The organism is Nocardia sputi (assembly GCF_023501985.1).
Genome location: NZ_JAMFLC010000019.1, coordinates 1 through 16909, shown reverse-complemented (window position 1 = coordinate 16909; position 16909 = coordinate 1). Strand labels below are relative to the sequence as shown.

The 16909-nt window shown below is 68.2% G+C and carries 16 protein-coding genes; 10 read left to right on the top strand and 6 right to left on the bottom strand.

Annotation, left to right across the window (positions count from 1 at the left end; translation table 11 throughout):
* Positions 1-8 precede the first annotated feature (8 nt).
* Positions 9-608, top strand: a complete 600-nt coding sequence (locus M8859_RS24005; RefSeq protein WP_159923989.1) for a class I SAM-dependent methyltransferase — start codon at positions 9-11, stop codon at positions 606-608.
* 35 nt (positions 609-643) lie between these two features.
* On the opposite strand, the gene rffA is transcribed toward M8859_RS24005, so the two are convergent.
* Positions 644-1783, bottom strand: a complete 1140-nt coding sequence (gene rffA / locus M8859_RS24000; RefSeq protein ID WP_159923991.1) for a dTDP-4-amino-4,6-dideoxygalactose transaminase — start codon at positions 1781-1783, stop codon at positions 644-646.
* Positions 1773-2873, bottom strand: a complete 1101-nt coding sequence (locus tag M8859_RS23995; protein WP_159923993.1) for a glycosyltransferase — start codon at positions 2871-2873, stop codon at positions 1773-1775. The genes rffA and M8859_RS23995 overlap by 11 nt, the downstream gene beginning before the upstream one ends.
* Before the next feature lie 269 nt (positions 2874-3142).
* On the opposite strand from M8859_RS23995, the gene M8859_RS23990 reads away from it, so the two are divergent.
* From M8859_RS23990 to M8859_RS23965, 6 genes are all read left to right on the top strand, one after another.
* Entirely contained in the window at positions 3143-5314 is a 2172-nt protein-coding gene (locus M8859_RS23990; protein ID WP_236565437.1) for a hypothetical protein, read from the top strand.
* Positions 5311-5802, top strand: a complete 492-nt coding sequence (locus M8859_RS23985; protein ID WP_223516971.1) for a GtrA family protein — start codon at positions 5311-5313, stop codon at positions 5800-5802. The genes M8859_RS23990 and M8859_RS23985 overlap by 4 nt, the downstream gene beginning before the upstream one ends.
* A 137-nt stretch (positions 5803-5939) precedes the next feature.
* Positions 5940-8126: a hypothetical protein gene (locus M8859_RS23980; protein WP_372492938.1), complete on the top strand. Its 2187-nt coding sequence runs from the start codon at positions 5940-5942 to the stop codon at positions 8124-8126.
* 86 nt (positions 8127-8212) lie between these two features.
* Positions 8213-8716, top strand: coding sequence for a GtrA family protein (locus tag M8859_RS23975; RefSeq protein WP_236565433.1), 504 nt, complete (start codon positions 8213-8215; stop codon positions 8714-8716).
* 10 nt (positions 8717-8726) lie between these two features.
* Entirely contained in the window at positions 8727-8957 is a 231-nt protein-coding gene (locus M8859_RS23970) for a Trm112 family protein (RefSeq protein WP_159923997.1), read from the top strand.
* Positions 8958-9313: 356 nt separating this feature from the next.
* Positions 9314-9691, top strand: coding sequence for a L,D-transpeptidase (locus M8859_RS23965; RefSeq protein WP_236565434.1), 378 nt, complete (start codon positions 9314-9316; stop codon positions 9689-9691).
* Positions 9692-9712: 21 nt separating this feature from the next.
* Here M8859_RS23965 and M8859_RS23960 read toward each other — a convergent pair whose 3' ends face one another.
* From M8859_RS23960 to M8859_RS23945, 4 genes are all read right to left on the bottom strand, one after another.
* Positions 9713-10351, bottom strand: coding sequence for a TetR/AcrR family transcriptional regulator (locus M8859_RS23960; protein WP_159924001.1), 639 nt, complete (start codon positions 10349-10351; stop codon positions 9713-9715).
* The gene (locus M8859_RS23955; RefSeq protein WP_159924003.1) at positions 10348-11142 is read right to left on the bottom strand and encodes an ABC transporter permease; all 795 of its coding nucleotides are present in this window, start codon (positions 11140-11142) and stop codon (positions 10348-10350) included. Before M8859_RS23955 ends, M8859_RS23960 begins: the two co-directional genes overlap by 4 nt.
* The gene (locus M8859_RS23950; RefSeq protein WP_249644852.1) at positions 11139-11870 is read right to left on the bottom strand and encodes an ABC transporter ATP-binding protein; all 732 of its coding nucleotides are present in this window, start codon (positions 11868-11870) and stop codon (positions 11139-11141) included. Before M8859_RS23950 ends, M8859_RS23955 begins: the two co-directional genes overlap by 4 nt.
* An 88-nt stretch (positions 11871-11958) precedes the next feature.
* Positions 11959-13473 carry a multicopper oxidase family protein gene (locus tag M8859_RS23945; protein WP_249644851.1) on the bottom strand — a complete coding sequence of 505 codons (1515 nt, stop codon included), beginning with the start codon at positions 13471-13473 and terminating at the stop codon, positions 11959-11961.
* A 332-nt stretch (positions 13474-13805) separates the two neighbouring features.
* Here M8859_RS23945 and M8859_RS23940 point away from each other — a divergent pair, with 332 nt between their 5' ends.
* The 3 genes from M8859_RS23940 to tyrS all read left to right on the top strand — a co-directional run bounded on the left by M8859_RS23940 (position 13806) and on the right by tyrS (position 16332).
* On the top strand, positions 13806-14447 hold the full coding sequence (locus M8859_RS23940) for a DNA-3-methyladenine glycosylase (protein WP_159924009.1): 642 nt from the start codon (positions 13806-13808) through the stop codon (positions 14445-14447).
* Positions 14448-14459: 12 nt separating this feature from the next.
* Positions 14460-14822, top strand: coding sequence for a DoxX family protein (locus M8859_RS23935; RefSeq protein ID WP_308221227.1), 363 nt, complete (start codon positions 14460-14462; stop codon positions 14820-14822).
* 220 nt (positions 14823-15042) lie between these two features.
* On the top strand, positions 15043-16332 hold the full coding sequence (gene tyrS, locus M8859_RS23930; RefSeq protein WP_159924011.1) for a tyrosine--tRNA ligase: 1290 nt from the start codon (positions 15043-15045) through the stop codon (positions 16330-16332).
* The last annotated feature ends 577 nt before the right edge of the window (positions 16333-16909 follow it).

Sequence of the window (16909 nt, the reverse complement as noted above, 5' to 3'; positions counted from 1 at the left end):
GAGTGCCTGTGAGAACGAGCCTCATCTACCGCAACGGGACCGTCTACGAGGTGCTGATGCGCGGGTTGTACGGCAGGCACTACACGGCTCGGTATCGCGCTATCGCGGAGCTCGTCCCGGAGGGAGCGAGCGTGGTGGATCTGTGCTGCGGACCTGCGACGCTCTACACCCGCTACTTGCGCCGCAAGTCGGTCGACTACACGGGCCTGGACCTGAACGAGCGTTTCGTCGCGCGCGTGAACGAAGCGGGCGGACGGGGCAGGGTATGGAACCTGCGTTCGGATGACGCACTGCCCGCCGCCGACTACGTCATCATGCAGGCCAGCCTCTATCATTTCCTCCCCGAGCCGGGCCCCCTCCTCGATCGGATGCTCGCGGCCGCGGGCAAGCACGTGATCGTCGCCGAACCGGTCCGAAACCTGGCGACCAGCGACAATCCGGTCCTCGCCACGATCGGCAAGCGGTTCACCGACGCGGGCGACGGCGAGCAGGCGCACCGCTTCACCGAGCAGACGCTGGACGAGTTCTTCACGCCGTACGCGCCGCGCGTGGCACGGCGATCCCTGATCGCGGGCGGCAGGGAGAAGCTCTACGTCCTCACCGCGTAAGCCGTGATCGGGTCTCGTCTATCGCGACGACGCGATCACACGGTGAACGCGGTGACCGCGTCCACGACGCGGGCTACCTGCGCGTCGGTGAGATCCGGCCACAGCGGCAGGCGCACGACGGTTCCGGAGAACTCGGCGCTGCGGGCGCACGGTCGCGGAGTGCGGCCGAGTTTGAAGCCGGCCGGGCTGGAGTCCAGCGGGATGTAGTGGAACGGGGCGGAGATGCCCTGCGCGGCGAGGTGCATGATGAGGTCGTCGCGGCGTCGCTCGGTCGGGGTGCGCAGGTAGTACAGATGCGCGGTGTGCCCGCGATCGGCGGGCACGGACATCAGGCGCACGTCGTTGCGGCGGGCCCAGTCCGGGAGGGCGGCGGCGTAGGCGTCCCACACCCGGTGCCGTCCGGCCTGGATGGTGTCGAACTCGTCCAGTTGCGCGTCGAGCACGGCCGCGTTCAGCTCGCTCGGCAGATAGCTGGAGCCGATGTCCTGCCAGGAGTACTTGTCCACTGCTCCGCGCAGGAACCGGGCACGGTCGGTGCCCTTTTCCCGGATGATCTCGGCGCGCGCCATCAGGATCTCGTCGGTGAGCAGCAGCGCGCCGCCCTCGCCGCAGTGCACGTTCTTGGTGTCGTGGAAGCTGAGCGTGCCCATCGTGCCGATGGTGCCCAGCTGCCTGCCGCGCCAGGTGCCGCCGAGCCCGTGCGCGTTGTCCTCGACGACGGCGAAGCCGTGCGCGTTCGCCAGGGCCAGCAACCCGTCCATGTCGGCGGCGACGCCACCGTAGTGGATGACCACCACGGCTTTGGTCCGCTCGGTGATCACTGCGGCCACCGACGCCGGGTCCAGGTTGCCGGTTGCCGGATCGATGTCGGCGAAGACGCATGTGGCGCCGCGCAGCGCCATCGAGGTGGCGGTGGAGGTGAACGCGAAGCTGGGCACGATCACTTCGTCGTCGGGGCCCAGCTCCAGCAGCAGGCCCGCCATCTCCAACGCGGACGTGCAGGAGGTGGTGAGCAGGGCGTGCGGCGCGCCCGTGATCGCCTTCAGCTTCGCGGTGGCCGACGCGGTGAACTGTCCGTCGCCATGGCTGTGGTCGGAGGCCAGCACGGCCTCCAGGTTCGCTAGTTCCCGGCGCGCCCGGAATGGGCGGCTGAAGATGACGCGGTCAGTGCTCAACCCGGTCGGTCCCCCTGCTGGCGGTGGTCGCGGTCAATTCCGAAGTGTCGGCCGGACGCGGCGTCGGCGTCTCGACGGTGAGGTAGAGCGGTTTGCCCACCAGGATGTGCAGGGCCACGCCCAGGTACTCGGCGATGAGCCCGAGCGAGAAGAGCACTGCGCCGGAGCACAGCAGCAGCACCACGATGGTGGAGGCCCAGCCTTCGGGTGCCCAGCCGTCGGTGGTCAGCGCTTCGAAGACGACGATCGCGGCCATCACGACGCCGGCCAGGGCCAGCGTGACGCCCAGCAGGCTGACCAGCCGCAATCCGCGGGTGCCGCTGCACAGGACCATCTTCCAGAACAGCGAGAACAGGCGACGGTAGTTGTAGCCGGACTCCTCCCTGCCCTCGGCCCGCAACACCACCGGCGCCTGCGCGACGGCGCCGACCACCCAGGTCAGCGCGACGTCCAGGTAGACGCCGTTGGAGGCGACTTCGGCGAGCTGCCTGCCGATGTCCCCACGGATGAGCCGGTAGCTTTCGAACCGGGTGGAATCCGGGAACGCGAACAGCGTCGCGAGCACCAGCTTGGCTCCGCGCGAGGTCAGATTGCGCAGGAATCCGTGCGGCCTGGTGTTGCTCGGCTTGGAGTAGACCAGGTCGGCTCGCTGCGCCAAGGCCGTGTCCAGGAACGTGCTGATGAAGCGGGGATCGTGCTGGCCGTCCTCGTCCATGGTGACGATCCAGTCACCGGCCGCGACCGACATCCCGGCGATCGTGGCGGCGTCCTGGCCGAAGTTGCGGCTGAGCCAGACGGTGCGCACCGTGGGATAGGTTCGCTGCAGTTCCTGCAGTACCACGTCGGAACGGTCGGGGCCGTGGTCGTGCACCAGGATGATCTCGGTGACCGTGAACGTGGTGCCGCCCGGCGTCTCGACGGGGCGCGTGAGATCGTGCAGTTCGGCGACCAGACCCGCGATCGTGTCCTCACCCCGGTACACCGGCACGACCACCGACACCCGGTGCGGCCGATCCACGCCGGGCCGTGCCGGGTCACCGTTCGTGGCGGGGGCGCCGGAACGGAATGTACGGGCGGGGGGAATCGGCATCAGCTGGATCGACTTTCGATGACGGTGCGTGCCGGTACTCGTTGCAGAACTGCAGAGCCCGAACCGGTGTGGACTTTAGCACGGTGCGATACGCGGCCACCGGAGCAGCTGATCATGCCCCCATCTTGGCGGCGTCCACGAGCGATGCCAACCGCACAGCCGCCCTGTAGGGTTTGGAACTCGTGACGGACAGTGCAGTGCTCGGCTCGCGGCCGGATGTCTATTCGCGGCGAGATGTCTACCGGTGGGGGGTCATCACCGCGCTCGGAGTGGTCGCGGGTTACCTCGCTGTCCTGCTGGCCAACGCCAGGCATTTCTTCACCGACGACACCGAGTCCCAGTACACCTCGCTGTGGGTCGGCCTGGGCCGTGCGCTGCGCGCGGGGGAGTTCCCGGTCATGGTCCCCGAACAGTGGATGTCGGGCAACAACACCATGGACGACGCGGGACTGTTCAATCCGCCGCAGCTGCTGATCGATCTGATCGCACCCTCGGTGGACAACGTCGCGCTGTACGCCACCGTTGTGAAGCTGATCTTCTCGATCATCGCAGCGCTCGGGGTGTACCGCGTCTGCCTCGCCTACGGCGGGCGGCCGGCCTGGTCGGCGGTGGCGGGCATCGCGCTGCCGCTGTCGGGCTTCTTCCTGTTCTTCGACGAAGCCAGCTGGATGACCGCGCTCACCGGCACCGCGTGGCTGGTGCACGCCTGGGCGGCCTCGGTGCGCTACACGCGCGGTCTCGGCGGGCCCGTCCCCGTCTTCGTCTACCTGTATCTGACCATCTCGACGCAGTACATCTTCCCGGCGGTGGAAGCGGTGCTGATGCTGGTGGCGGTGGCCGTGGGCGAACTCGTGTACCAGCGCAAGTGGCAGCCGGTGCTCCGGCTGACCCTCGCGGCGGGCTGCGCCGGGCTCGCGGGTCTGCTGACCTTCTTGCCGTCGATGCTGTCGGCGAAGGTGACTTGGCGCGGCACCGCGCAGATCAACAACGACCAGTTCCTCACGGTGCCGTGGTCGGAGTCGTTGAACGCCAGCCTGCCCAGTTCGCTGCCCGCGTTCAGTTCGTGGTGGGGTTACGTGCAGCCGCTGCCGGTCACCTACATCGCGTGGTTCCTGATTCCCGCCCTGGCGTTCATCGACTGGCGCCGGGCCAAGGAGTCCTGGCGGGAACTCAGCGCGGTCGCGATCTTCGCGATCATGATGCTGATGTGGACCGCGGGTCCCGGCTCGGTCGGACCGCTGCGCTGGCCGGCGCGCGTGCTGCCGATGCTGGCCATCGGCCTGCTCGTGCTGGTGTGCGTGCTGCTGGGCCGCTACGGGACCGTGCGCGACCCGAAGAACCGCGGCACAGCGGCGGGCGTGCTGATCCTGCTGCTGTGGGTGCGCTCGTTCTCCGCCGACCCGCACGACGCGATCTGGCACGTAGTCGCGGCGCTCGCGCTGGCCGCCCTGGTGGCCGCGGCGGTGTGGCTCGGGCGAACCAAGGGGACCGCGGCGGTCTGCGCTCTCACCGTCCTTGCGATGTTCCCGATCGCGTACTTCCAGGTCAGCGCCGCGCAACCGACTCCGATGTCGTGGAACCTGCCCGCGAAGCGATCGGAGGCCAAGGCGGCGTTCCCGGACTTCGCGGGTACCTCGATCCAGCTCGGCGACCGCGGTCTGTTGCAGCCTCAGGACAAGAGCGTCGAGGGCGCTTACGGGTCACTGGTCTTCGGCAACTACGCTCGCGGCGTCGAACTCGACTATGTGAACGGTTACACCCCGAGCGGTCACTTCTACTTCGGCGAGATGCTGTGCATGCGCTGGGACGGCAGCGTCTGCCCGGACGCCTACCGGCGGATGTTCGCGCCGGAGCAGTCCACGGGACGGCCGCTGGTCGACCTGATGAAGCTGGACCGGGTGGTGCTGCAACGAGCGCTGTTCCCGGACGCGGGCAACCAACCGGCGCCCGAGGGCTGGAAGTGGGTGGACTATCCCGGTCACGAGCGCTACATCGCGGTGCTGGAACGGGTGGACGGACTCGTCTCGACGAAGAACGGCCGCGTCGCCGCCGCCGACGACGTGACCGCGACGTCCATATCCGAAACCGACACCACCAGCCGCGTCCGCGTGTCCTCGGCCGACGGCGGCCGGGTCGTGTTCGCCCGGCTGGGCTGGCCGGGATACCGCGTCACCTTGAACGGCGAGTCTCTTCCGATCACGACTGTCGCCAAGTCCTTCGTCGCCGTCGAGGTTCCCGCGGGTACCCAGAACGCCGAACTGGTGCTGACCTGGCGTCCCCCGGGCTGGAAGATCGGCATCGCCACCGCGCTGGCCGGCGTGCTCGGCCTCGGCGTTCTGCAGTGGCTGTATATCCGCTCCCGGCGACGCGAGCAGCCGGAGCAGACCGGCGCCGCCGAACCCGCCGAGACGGATCGCGAATTGGCGGACGTCGTTTCGTGAAGACGAACGCGCGTCCCGTGGTCGCGGATCCCGGCGCGGCGGCACCGGAGCCCGAGGCAGGCCTGCTGGTGCGGGCGGTCCGTCGTCAGGAGGTGGCATTCGCCCTGGTCGGCGCGTGCAACACCCTGCTCGGCATGGGGCTGACGGTCGCGTGGCTCGCGGTGCTCGGTGACGCGTGGCCGCCCGCCGTCTCGGTGGTGCTGGCCTACGGCATGGGGATCGTCGTCGCTTTCGTTCTGCACCGAACCCTCGTGTTCCGGGTGCGCGGCCGGGTATTGCGCGACTTCGCCGGCTTCGTCGTGGTGAATTCCGGTGGGCTGCTGATGAACACGGTGCTGCTGTCGCTGGCCGTCTCGGTGCTGCACCTGCCGCGGATTCCGGCGGCGGTCGTGGTGATGGGGCTGGTCGCGTTCGCCAGTTTCTTCGGCCATCGCTACATCTCGTTCCGCCGTAGGCCGGAGACCCCGTCGGCGCACGCGACCGGATAGCGCCTTCGCCGACGGCCTTCCGGCACTGGCTTGCCGGAACGGCGCCGAGTTGCGGGTATGGTCTGTGACTCGTGGCCGAACGTCGAACCTTTCCTTCGCGAGAAGATCTCACATGGGGCGCTATCACGGCGCTCGGGGTGATCGCGGGATACGGTGCCGTTCTACTAGCCAATTCCCGGCATTTCTATACCGACGACACGGAGTCGCAGTACGCCCCGCTCTGGGTGATGCTCGGCCGGTATCTGCGCGAGGGACGTTTTCCCGCGCTGGTGCCCGAGCATTGGATGGCAGGCAACTACGCCATCGAAGAAGCCGGTCTGCTCAATCCGCCGCAACTGCTGATCGACCTGATCGCTCCGTCGGTCGACAATCTGGCGCTGTACGCCACCGTGGTGAAGCTGATCTTCGCGATCATCCTCGCGCTCGGCGTCTATCGGATCTGTTCGGCCTACGGGGCGAAGGCCCCTTGGGCGGCGGTGGCCGGCGTCGCCATGCCGTTCACGGGATGGCTGCTGTTCTTCGACGAAGCCAGCTGGATGACCGCGTTCACCGGCACCGCCTGGATGGCGCACGCGTGGGCTTCGGGGGTGCGGTACGCCCGCGGGCGCAGCGGGCCGATTCCGACGTTCGTCTTCCTGTACCTGGCCATCTCGGTGCAGTACATCTTTCCCGCGGTCGAGGCCGGTCTGATGGTGGGCGCCGTCGCGATCGGCGAACTCGTCCATCAGAAGGCGTGGCGGCCCTCCCTGCGCCTGCTCACGGTCGCGGCCTGTGCGGCTCTGGCCGGATTGGCGACCTACCTGCCGAGCATGCTGTCGGCGAAGGTGACTTGGCGCGGCACCGCGCAGATCAACAACGACCAGTTCCTCACGGTGCCGTGGTCGGAGTCGTTGAACGCCAGCCTGCCCAGTTCGCTGCCCGCCTTCAATTCCTGGTGGGGGTACGTGCAGCCGATGCCGGTGGTCTACATCGCGTGGTTCCTGATTCCGGCGTTGGCCTTCGTCGACTGGCCCCGGGCGCTGCGCGCCGCGCGCGAATTCGTCGCGCCCGCGCTGTTCGCGGTGATGGCGCTGATGTGGACAGCCGGGCCCGGCGCGATCGGCCCGCTGCGCTGGCCCGCCCGGGTGCTGCCGATGGTCGCGCTCGGCCTGCTGGTACTGGTGTGCGTGCTGCTGGGCCGCTTCGCGACCTTCCAGGACCGGCGGCGGCGTGGCATCGCGGCCGCGGTGCTCATCGGCCTGTTGTGGGCGCGTTCGTTCTCGGCCGCCCCGCAGGAGGTGGTCGGGCACGTCCTCGCGGCGCTCGGTGTGGCCGCGCTCGGCGCGGTGGCGGTCTGGCTCGGGCGCAGCCACGGCACGGCGGCCGCGTGCGCGCTGGTCGTCGTTTCGGTGTTCCCGATCGCGTATTGGCAGGTGTCGGCCGCGCAACCGACGCCGATGGGCTGGAATCTGCCGGAGAACCGGTCGGAGATGAAGGCCGCGTTCCCCGATTTCGCGGGCACAACGCTCCAACTCGGGGACCGTATGCTCATCCCGCCGGCGGAACGGAATCTCTCCGGTGCGTATGGCTCGCTGGTTTTCGGCAACTACGCCAAAAATCTCGAGCTGACCTACGTCAGCGGGTACACCCCCAACGGGCACTACTGGTTCGGCGAGACGCTGTGCATGCGATGGGACACCAGCGTCTGCCCGGACGCCTACCGGCGCGCCTTCGCCGCCGAGCCGACCACCGGCCGGACCATCGTCGACTTGATGAAAGTCGATCGGGTCGTGCTGCATCGCGCCCTGTATCCGGACGCGCGCGACCAGCCCGCGCCCTCCGGCTGGAGGTGGGTCGACTATCCGGGGCACGAGAAGTACATCGCGGTGCTGGAACGCATCGACGGCCTGATCTCGGCCCGCGACGGCCGGGTCGCGGCCGTCCAGGGCGTGACGGCCACATCGGTCGCCGAATCGGACACGACCAGCAGGGTCCGCGTGAGTTCGCCGGAGGGCGGGCGGGTCGTCTTCGCGCGGCTCGGCTGGCCGGGCTACCGGGTGACGCTGGACGGCCGCGAGATCCCGTCCACCCTGGTGGCGAAAACCTTTGTCGCGGTCGATCTTCCGGCTGGCAGCTCCGGTGAGCTGGTGCTGTCCTGGCAGCCGCCCGGCTGGCGGATCGGCGTCGCCGCGGCGCTGCTCGGGATGCTCGGCATCGCGCTGCTGCAGTGGGTGTACCGGCGCGGCAGGCGGCGGCCGGACCGATCGGTCGAAGCAGGTGACGCGCCGTCCCCGGGCGACACGGCCGTGACACCGGAGACCGACTTGGCCGACGCCGTCCGATGAACGGGGGCGCGGCGGATCGAGTCGGCGCGCCGACGACGGGTATGCGGCGCGACGTCGCGGGTGTGACGGAGGCGCCTCGGGCCTTCGTGACGGACGCCCGGCTCACCGGCGTGGCGGAAAAGACCACGCCGCTTCCCGCCGATCCCGGTCCGCTGCTGCGATTGGTGCGACGTCAAGAGATCGCGTTCGCCCTCGTGGGCATGGTGAACACGGGCCTCGGCATGGTCTTGACGGTGACGTGGCTGGCGGTGCTGGGCGAGCGGGTGCCCGCCGCCGTCGCACCCGCCCTGGCCTACAGCGTCAGCGTCGTCGTGGCGTTCCTCCTGCACCGGACCCTCGTGTTCCGCGTGCGCGGACGCCTGAGGCGCGATTTCTTCGCCTTCGTCGCGGTGAACTCCGGCGGGCTGGCGCTGAACATGGCGCTGCTCCAGGTGGGGGTGTCGGTCCTGCATCTGCCGCGCATCCCGTCGGCGGTCGCGGTGATGGCGCTGGTGGCCGGCGCCAGCTTCTTCGGGCATCGCCACATCTCGTTCCGCCGGACGCCGGCGCTCGGTGTGGACGGTTCTCGGTCCGGTCCGCCCGGGAGGTAGGTTTTCTCGTATGCCTGAGCACACCACCCTGGACGCCACACTGTTGAGCCTGCTGGCCTGCCCGCAGGACAAGGGACCGCTGCGGCTGGTCCGTGCCGCCGACGGCAGCGCGCTGCTCTACAACCCGCGCCTGCGCCGGGCATACCCGATCGAGAACGGCATCCCGGTCCTGCTCGTCGACGAAGCCAGGGACGTCACCGACGCCGAACACGACGCGTTCATCGCGCAGGCCGACGCCTGATCCTCCGCACGTCCTGCTGCCATTCCTCTCCCGTCTGCCTCGCGGCGGTCGGGGCGTCCCCCGGGCAACGGATGAGTCACGGTCGTTTTGCCTCCATTGACCGTTTGAAGCCGGGTCCGCCATGATCATTTGCACCTCGAGACGGTCCATTCGCTCCAGCAAAGGGGCGGTGCGGCCAGCCTGACGAGCGGCACAGGTGGCGTATGGGGAGAGAGGTCGGGAACGTAATGAGCAGCTCGCGTTTACGTAACTGGACAGCTCGATGTGCGATTGCCTGCGCGGCCGCGGCGGGATTGGTCGTAGCGGCGCCCGCGCAGGCGGAACCGCTCTGGCCGGGTGGACCGGACATTCCGGGTATGCCCGCCCTGATTCCGCCCCCGCCGCCGGTCGCGCCGTGTTCCACGGCGGCCCGTGCGTGCATGCGGCTGTCGACGGATGAAGCCTGGCTGATGGACGAGGGCAAGGTGGTCTACGGCCCGACCCCCATTTCGCACGGGATGCCCGGATACGAGACGCCGCCCGGAGTCTTCCGCGTGTCGTTCAAGAAGGAGTTCCATTGGAGCACCATGCACAACGCTCCGATGCCGTACGCGACCTTCTTCAACGGCGACATCGCCTTCCACGTCGGCCCGATCGAGAAGAAGTCGCACGGCTGCGTCCGGATGACCCACGAGGGCGCGAAGGCGTTTTACGAGTACCTGTGGCCGGGTGACGTCGTGGAAGTCGTGGAGTGACGGCCCGCGCAGCGGTGACCTTTACGCCGGTCTCCGCGTGATGTCACCGGTCAGATAGCGTTGCAGCGTCGGGCCCACCGTGGCCGCCAGGTCGGCCGCGGGCATCGAGGCCAGCGGCTCGACGCCGATGATTTTGCGGCCCACCAGCACGCCGATCATCTGCGACGCCACCAGTGCGACCCGGGTGCGACCGTCGTCCTCCGGGGTGGCGATGCGCTGGCGGACGCGTTCCAGCACGACTTCCAAGAGAAACGTCCTGGCCAGCGCCGGGTCGTCGTTGCCGGCCAGGATGCTGCGCACCACCGCGACCACACCGGGACCCGCCGGGGAGTCCCATACCCCCACGACCGCGCGAATGATGGTCTCGCCCAACTGTTCCAGGGGCACGGAATCGAGGATCCGCAAGGTCGCCTCGGGATCCACCGGCAGCTCCACCACCGCTGCGAAGAGCTGTTGCTTGGTGCCGAAGTAGTGGTGCACCAGGGCCGGATCCACCCCCGCGTCGGCGGCGACCGCGCGCACCGAGGTCTTGTCGAAGCCCGCCTCGGCGAAACGCGCGCGGGCGGCCGCGAGGATGGCCTCGCGGGCGCCCGATCGCCCTGGTCGACGCCCGGTGCGCAGGGGCCGCTCGGCACCGCCGGAATCGTCGCCTGCCCTCACTCGGTCCGCCGTCGTAGCGTCGCCGCGCCCAGGCACAGGGCGACGATCGCGAATGCCGCGACGATGGCCAGGTCACGCCACATCGCACCGGTGACCTCCGGATGCACTGAAACCTGTTGCAGCGCATCGACCGCGTAGCTCAACGGCATCACGTCGCTGATCACCTCCAGCCAATCGGGCAGCTGGTCGCGGGGAACGAGCAAGCCGCACAAGAAGATCTGCGGTGCGACCACGACCGGCATGAACTGTACGGCCTGGAATTCGGTGCGGGCGAAAGCGCTTGCCAGCAGGCCGAGGGCCACCCCGCACACCGCGTCGACCACCGCGATCAGCACGACCCAACCGGGGCTGCCCGCCGCGCCGAGCCCCAGCAACCCGAAGGAGACCAGGCAGGCGACGGTCGCTTGAGCGGCGGCGGCCAGCGAGAACGCGGTGCCGTATCCGGCGAGCAGGTCGAGTTTCGTCAGCGGGGTGGACAGCAGCCGCTCCAGCGTGCCCGAGGTGCGTTCGCGCTGCATGGCGATCGCGGTGATCAGGAACATCACGATGAACGGCAGGATGCCGAGCATGCTGATGCCGACTCGGTCGAACAGCGAGACCGGATTCATCGGGTTGGTCGGGGTGTCCTTGTAGATGAAATACAGCAGCGTCATCAGCAGGGCGGGAACCACCAGGATCATGGCGACGGTGCGGTGGTCATTGCGCAGCTGCCGCAGGATGCGACCGGTGGTCGCGGCGTAGGGACGCATCGTGGGCGTCCGCCGGGGCGCGGCTGCCGAGGTGGCGGTCATGCGTTCTGTCCCATCGTGATCAGTGTGAGGAAGGCGGTCTCCAGGTTCTGTTCCCCGGTCCGCGCGCGTAGTTCGTCGGGACTGAGCTGGGCGAGCAGCTGACCGTCGCGCATCAGCAGCAGCCGGTCACAGTGCTCGGCCTCGTCCATGACGTGACTGGACACCAACAGGGTCGTCCCGTTCGCGGCCAGCTCGTGGAACTGCTTCCACAGCTCGACCCGCAGCACGGGATCAAGACCGACCGTCGGTTCGTCCAAGACCAGCAGCTGAGGTTGGGCTACCAACGCGCACGCGAGGGACGCGCGCGTCTTCTGGCCGCCGGAGAGCTCGTCACCGCGCTGCTCGGCGTGCTCTGTCAAGCCGACCGCCGTGATCGCGTCGTCGACGTCGGAGCGGTCGCGGCCGTAGAGCGCGGCGAAGTACGCGACGTTCTCGCGGACGCTGATGTCGTTGTAAATGCTCGGCGCCTGGGTGACGTAGCCGATCCGGTGGCGCAACGCCGCGGAGCCCGCCGGGATGCCGAGCGCGGTGACCTCACCGGACTCCGTGATCTGAGTGCCCACGACGCAGCGCATCAGCGTGGTCTTGCCGCACCCGGACGGACCGAGCAGCCCGGTGATCGAACCGGACGGGATGGTCAGCGAGACGTCGCGCAGGACCTCCCGGCCGCCGCGGCGGACCCGCAGGTTCCGTACTTCGACTGCGGGGGATGGGGTGGGTTGCGACACGGCCGCCTCAATTCATCGAGTGTTGAATTCACTATGTGATGAATTTATCTCGCCTGGGCTGACCAGGCAAGAGCGCCGGACCGAGTAATCAGTGGCCGTGGTGTGTCGGCGGTCTGCCCGCTGCCTGGCCCGGGTCCACGACCACGAACTGGCCCATCATCCCGAGGTCCTCGTGCCAGAGCAGGTGGCAGTGGTACATGTACGGCGAGTCGGTATCCGCCGGGCCGTCGAACCGCGTGGCCAGTCGCGCCGTGCTCCCCGGGGGCAGGTAGATGGTGTCCTTCGGCCCGGCCGGCGGTGGGCCGTCGTTCAGTGCGAGCACGCGGAACTGCACGTCGTGGACGTGGAAGTTGTGCGGCATCCCGTCGTTGTTGCGCACCACCCAGGTCTCCGCGGTGCCGCGAGTGACCGCGAAGTCGATGCGGTCCATATCCATCGGCGTGCCGTTGATCCCGCTCAGGTTCAGGTCGAAATGCCGTTCCCGCACCGAATCGCCGCCATCCGGCGTGGTGGGCGAAGCCAGCGTCGCGGGTAAGGCCGGTGAGGGCCGCAGCGTATGGGCCGCGCGCAGTTCGAGAAGGTCGAAGGTGTCGTCCCCACCGGAGAAACGCTGGGTCCAGAAATCGAGCCCGGCGTCGAGTTCGCCGCTGCGCAGCACGGTGCGCTCGCCCGGCCGCATCCGCACCACGATCTCGGCTCGCTCGCCCGGCGACAACCGCAGCCGAGCCAGGCTGCTGGGGCGTTCGACCAGGCCGCCGTCCGTGGCGACGAGGAAGAACACGCGCAGGTCGGAGAACTCGAAGGTGTAAGTGCGTGCGGTCGAAGCGTTGAGCAGTCGCAGGCGGAGGAGTTCATCGGCGACGTTCCGGTAGGGCGCGAGCGCCCCGTTGACCATCGTCCGATCGCCGAGGAATCCGGCATCGCGGAACACCCTGTGCGCGGAGTCGAATGCCGCGCCGTCGAATCTCACGTCCTGCACGATCACCGGCAGGTCGTCCACGCCGTAGGTCGAGGGGAGTGGCAGATCGGTGGACACGTCGTCGTCGAGCAGGAACATGCCTGCCAATCCGCGGCGCACATGGCTCTCGGTCGCGCCGTGCGGATGGGGGTGATACCAGAGCGTGGCAGCGGGTTGATCGATGCTCCAAGTCGGCGTCCACGCCGCTGCGGGCGCGATCATCTGGTGCGGGCCGCCGTCCATCGCGGCGGGCAGGTGCATACCGTGCCAATGCACGGTGGAGGCCTCCGGCAGGTTGTTGCGCACGGTGACCGCCACCTTCTCCCCGCGCCGCGCCCGCAGCGTCGGACCCAGGTAGTCGCCGTTGAAACCCCAGGTCTCGGTAGCCCGGCCCGGGAGGAATTCCCTCCGCCCCGGTCGCATGTCGAGTTCGAACGTACGAATTCCGTCGGTGCCGAGCCGGGACGGCGCGAGTGGAGGAACGACGAGTTCGTTCCGGAAGTCGGTACTGCCGACCGTGGATACGGTCGCCTCGACGTACACCCGGGCCACGCCGGCGAATATGGCCAGAACCAGCAGAGTCACGACGGAGACGAGGACCAGGAGCAACCGTCGCCACCTGCGCGGCCGGGAATCCGAAGACATGGACCGACGGTAGAATCGACGGCGCTCCAACACATCCGGGAGCGTCCCTATTTCGTCCCCGTCCCGCCCCTGACGGCAGGCGACGCAACCGTCAGGGTGGTCCGGCCGCCGTGCGATCGCCTCGTCCGACTCGGAACACAGCTCGGGGACTCACGTCCCGGCCCGTACGCCTGTCCTATGGTCGTCACCACCCGCGAACCCTGCCTCGGTGATCCGACCGTTTGGATCGGCTCAGCGGCACCCCTCCAGGGTTCCGGCGTGATCGATCCGAGTGTGGGCTGCGCGCCGCGGTCACAGTGGCTCGGCGAGCCATGTCGGAGCCGTCGAGGACAATGGCGACTGTGTGTGCCCATACTGTCGAGGAACTCGCCGTCGAACCACCCGCCGCCGCCCGGCGCTTGCTCGGAGCCACGTTGCGGTCGGGACCGGTCGCGGTGCGCATCGTCGAAGTCGAGGCCTACGGGGGCGACCCGGCCGGGCCGTGGCCGGACCCGGCTTCGCATTCCGGTCGTGGCCGGACCAAGCGCAATGAAGTGATGTTCGGTCCTGCCGGTGTGCTGTACGTCTATCTCAGCTACGGCATGCACACCTGCATCAACGTGACGAGCGGCCCGGATGGAGTCGCCAGCGCCGTGCTGATCCGCTCCGGCGAGGTGATCGAGGGGCTCGAGACCGTACGGGCGCGTCGCCCGGGCGCGCGCTCCGATCTCGGCTTGGCCCGTGGGCCGGGCAACTTCGGCAGCGCGTTGGGAATCACGTTGAGCGACTACGGAACTCCACTGTTCGATCCGTCATCGCCGATCCGGTTGGAATTGAACGGCCCGGTCGAGGCCGCCGAGATCACGAGCGGCCCGCGGGTCGGTGTCAGCAGCGCGGCGGACGTGCCGTGGCGGTTCTGGCTTCCGGGTTCGCGGGCGGTGTCGGTGTACCGCCGCAGTCCGCGTGCTCCGCTGCCCGCCGTGAAGTCCGCCTGACGATCGCATCCTGTGGACACTCCGGATCCTGCTCGGCCTGTTGCTGATCATCGCCTCGGGCTGCCGAAACTCGTCGGTGAGGCCGACGCCGTGGGAATCTTCGACGAGATCGGCTTCGGCGACTGGCTCCGATACCTCACAGGCTTGATCGAGGTCGCGGGTGGTGTCGGGCTGCCGGTGCCGCGGCTGAGCGGTCCGACCGCAGCCGGGCGCTCCGTCACCATGACATCGGCGGGAGCCACCCAGGCATTCATTCATCGTGGGCGCACCCGCGCTGGCGCCGTTCCCGCTGGTGCCGGTCGTGGTGTTCGCCTGGATCGCCTACCAGCGGCACGACAGCATCGCCGCGCGGTGCGTGGAACGCTGTCTCGTTGAGCGAAGACGCGAACGAGGACGGTCGGTCGACTTCGGTCCACCAGCCGTCGTGCCGCGTTGTAGTCGGCCATCGCGGCAGTCTCGACCTGATAGGCGTTCAAGGTCGATGCGCCTCCCAGGTGCCGGCGACGGTCGGTGAGAGTCCGGCAACTGTCCACGCCGTGCCACCACACCGAGGTCCGCACGAGGCCGTGGACCTCGTGCGGAAAGATAGGACAGCGTGAGCGGCGACATCATCGACGAACTGACCTGGCGCGGACTGATCGCGCAGTCCACCGACCTGGATGCCTTGCGTGCGGCGGCGGCCGCCGGGCCGCTGACCCTGTATGCAGGCTTCGATCCCACCGCCGCCAGTCTGCACGCGGGCCACTTGGTGCCGCTGCTGGCCCTGAGGCGTTTCCAGCGAGCCGGACACCGCCCCATCGTGCTGGCCGGTGGCGCCACCGGGCTGATCGGTGACCCGCGCGACGTCGGCGAGCGGACCATGAACTCCGCCGACACCGTCGCCGGCTGGGCCGAACGGATCCGATCCCAGTTGGAGCGTTTCGTCGACCTGGACGACTCACCCACCGGTGCGGTCATCGTCGACAACATGGACTGGACCGGGCCGTTGTCCGCGGTGGACTTCCTGCGCGATGTCGGCAAGCACTTCTCGGTGAACGTCATGCTGGCGCGTGACACCGTCAAGCGACGACTGGAGGGCGAGGGCATCTCCTACACCGAGTTCAGCTACATGCTGCTGCAGGCCAACGACTACCTGCAGCTGCGCCGCAACTACGGTTGCACACTGCAGGTGGGCGGCTCCGACCAGTGGGGCAACATCATCGCCGGCGTCGAGCTCAACCGCCGGGTTGACGGCGCGTCCGTGCACGCCCTCACCGTTCCGCTGGTGACCTCCGCCGACGGCAAGAAATTCGGCAAGTCCACCGGCGGCGGCAGCCTGTGGCTCGATCGCGAGATGACCAGCCCCTACGCCTGGTACCAGTACTTCGTGAACACCGCCGATGCCGACGTGGTGCGCTACCTGCGGTGGTTCACGTTCCTGTCCCGCGAGGAACTCGACGAACTGGAGCGGGCGACCGCCGAACGCCCGCACGCCAGGGAAGCGCAGCGCAGGCTCGCGGCCGAGATGACGACCCTGGTGCACGGTGAAGCCGACACGCGCGCCGTGCAGCTGGCCAGTCAAGCGCTGTTCGGCCGGGGCGAACTGCGAGAGCTGGACGAGGCGACCCTCGGCGCGGCATTGCGCGAAGCTGCGATCGACGGCGAGGTCGCGCAGGTCAAGGCAGGCGAGCCGAACACCATCGTGGATCTCTTGGTCGCGACCGGCTTGTCCGAGAGCCGTGGGGCCGCTCGCCGCGCGGTGAACGAAGGCGGCGCCTCGGTGAACAACGAGAAGATCTCCGATATCGATTGGACTCCGGCCGATGCCGACTACCTGCACGGACGCTGGCTCGTCCTGCGGCGCGGCAAGAAGAACCTCGCCGGAGTTCTGCGGGCAGGGGTGTAACCTCGTGGTGGCTTGAATCACATCCGTGTGATTCAAGCCGCCAATCACTCCGAATCCCGCCCTCTGACCTGCGGAAACGCTAAGTTGTTCAGGCGATTTGACGTAGCGTTATCCGCCGCGTAACTTAGTCCAAGTCAGAGCGACACGGACACCGACCCGGAGCCGAGAAGCGAAGCGGAGACGCTGAGCGGATGGACCGGGAAACGAGGTAGGACGAGGAGCGCCTGATATACAGAGTGGCGTGGGTCATCCGGCAGGACTTGACTTCGGTTGACTACGTGTTTAGACTGGAAAAGTTGCCTCACAGAAGGTTCGGTTGAGACCGGCCCGGATGTGTGTGCGTGTGTTCTTTGAGAACTCAATAGTGTGTCGATGAATGTCAGTGCCAAATATTTTTTGGTTCCGGCTCTTGCACTCCCCGTGTGGAGGGTCGGGCATTTTTTGTCAGCTTTTTGCTGGCGATTGTTTTGCTAGGTTTTCGGACTCTAGTTTTTGATCTGATTGCACCCTTTCGGGGGTGTGGTTGTGAGTCTTCAACGGAGAGTTTGATCCTGGCTCAGGACGAACGCTGGCGGCG

Bases quoted from the DNA above. Each gene is read 5' to 3' on its own strand.
- M8859_RS23965 (WP_236565434.1), top strand. From the start codon at position 9,314: ATGCCCGCCCTGATTCCGCCCCCGCCGCCGGTCGCGCCGTGTTCCACG.
- M8859_RS23970 (WP_159923997.1), top strand. From the start codon at position 8,727: ATGCCTGAGCACACCACCCTGGACGCCACACTGTTGAGCCTGCTGGCC.
- M8859_RS23945 (WP_249644851.1), bottom strand. From the start codon at position 13,473: ATGTCTTCGGATTCCCGGCCGCGCAGGTGGCGACGGTTGCTCCTGGTC.
- M8859_RS23995 (WP_159923993.1), bottom strand. From the start codon at position 2,873: ATGCCGATTCCCCCCGCCCGTACATTCCGTTCCGGCGCCCCCGCCACG.
- M8859_RS23940 (WP_159924009.1), top strand. From the start codon at position 13,806: ATGGCGACTGTGTGTGCCCATACTGTCGAGGAACTCGCCGTCGAACCA.
- M8859_RS23955 (WP_159924003.1), bottom strand. From the start codon at position 11,142: ATGACCGCCACCTCGGCAGCCGCGCCCCGGCGGACGCCCACGATGCGT.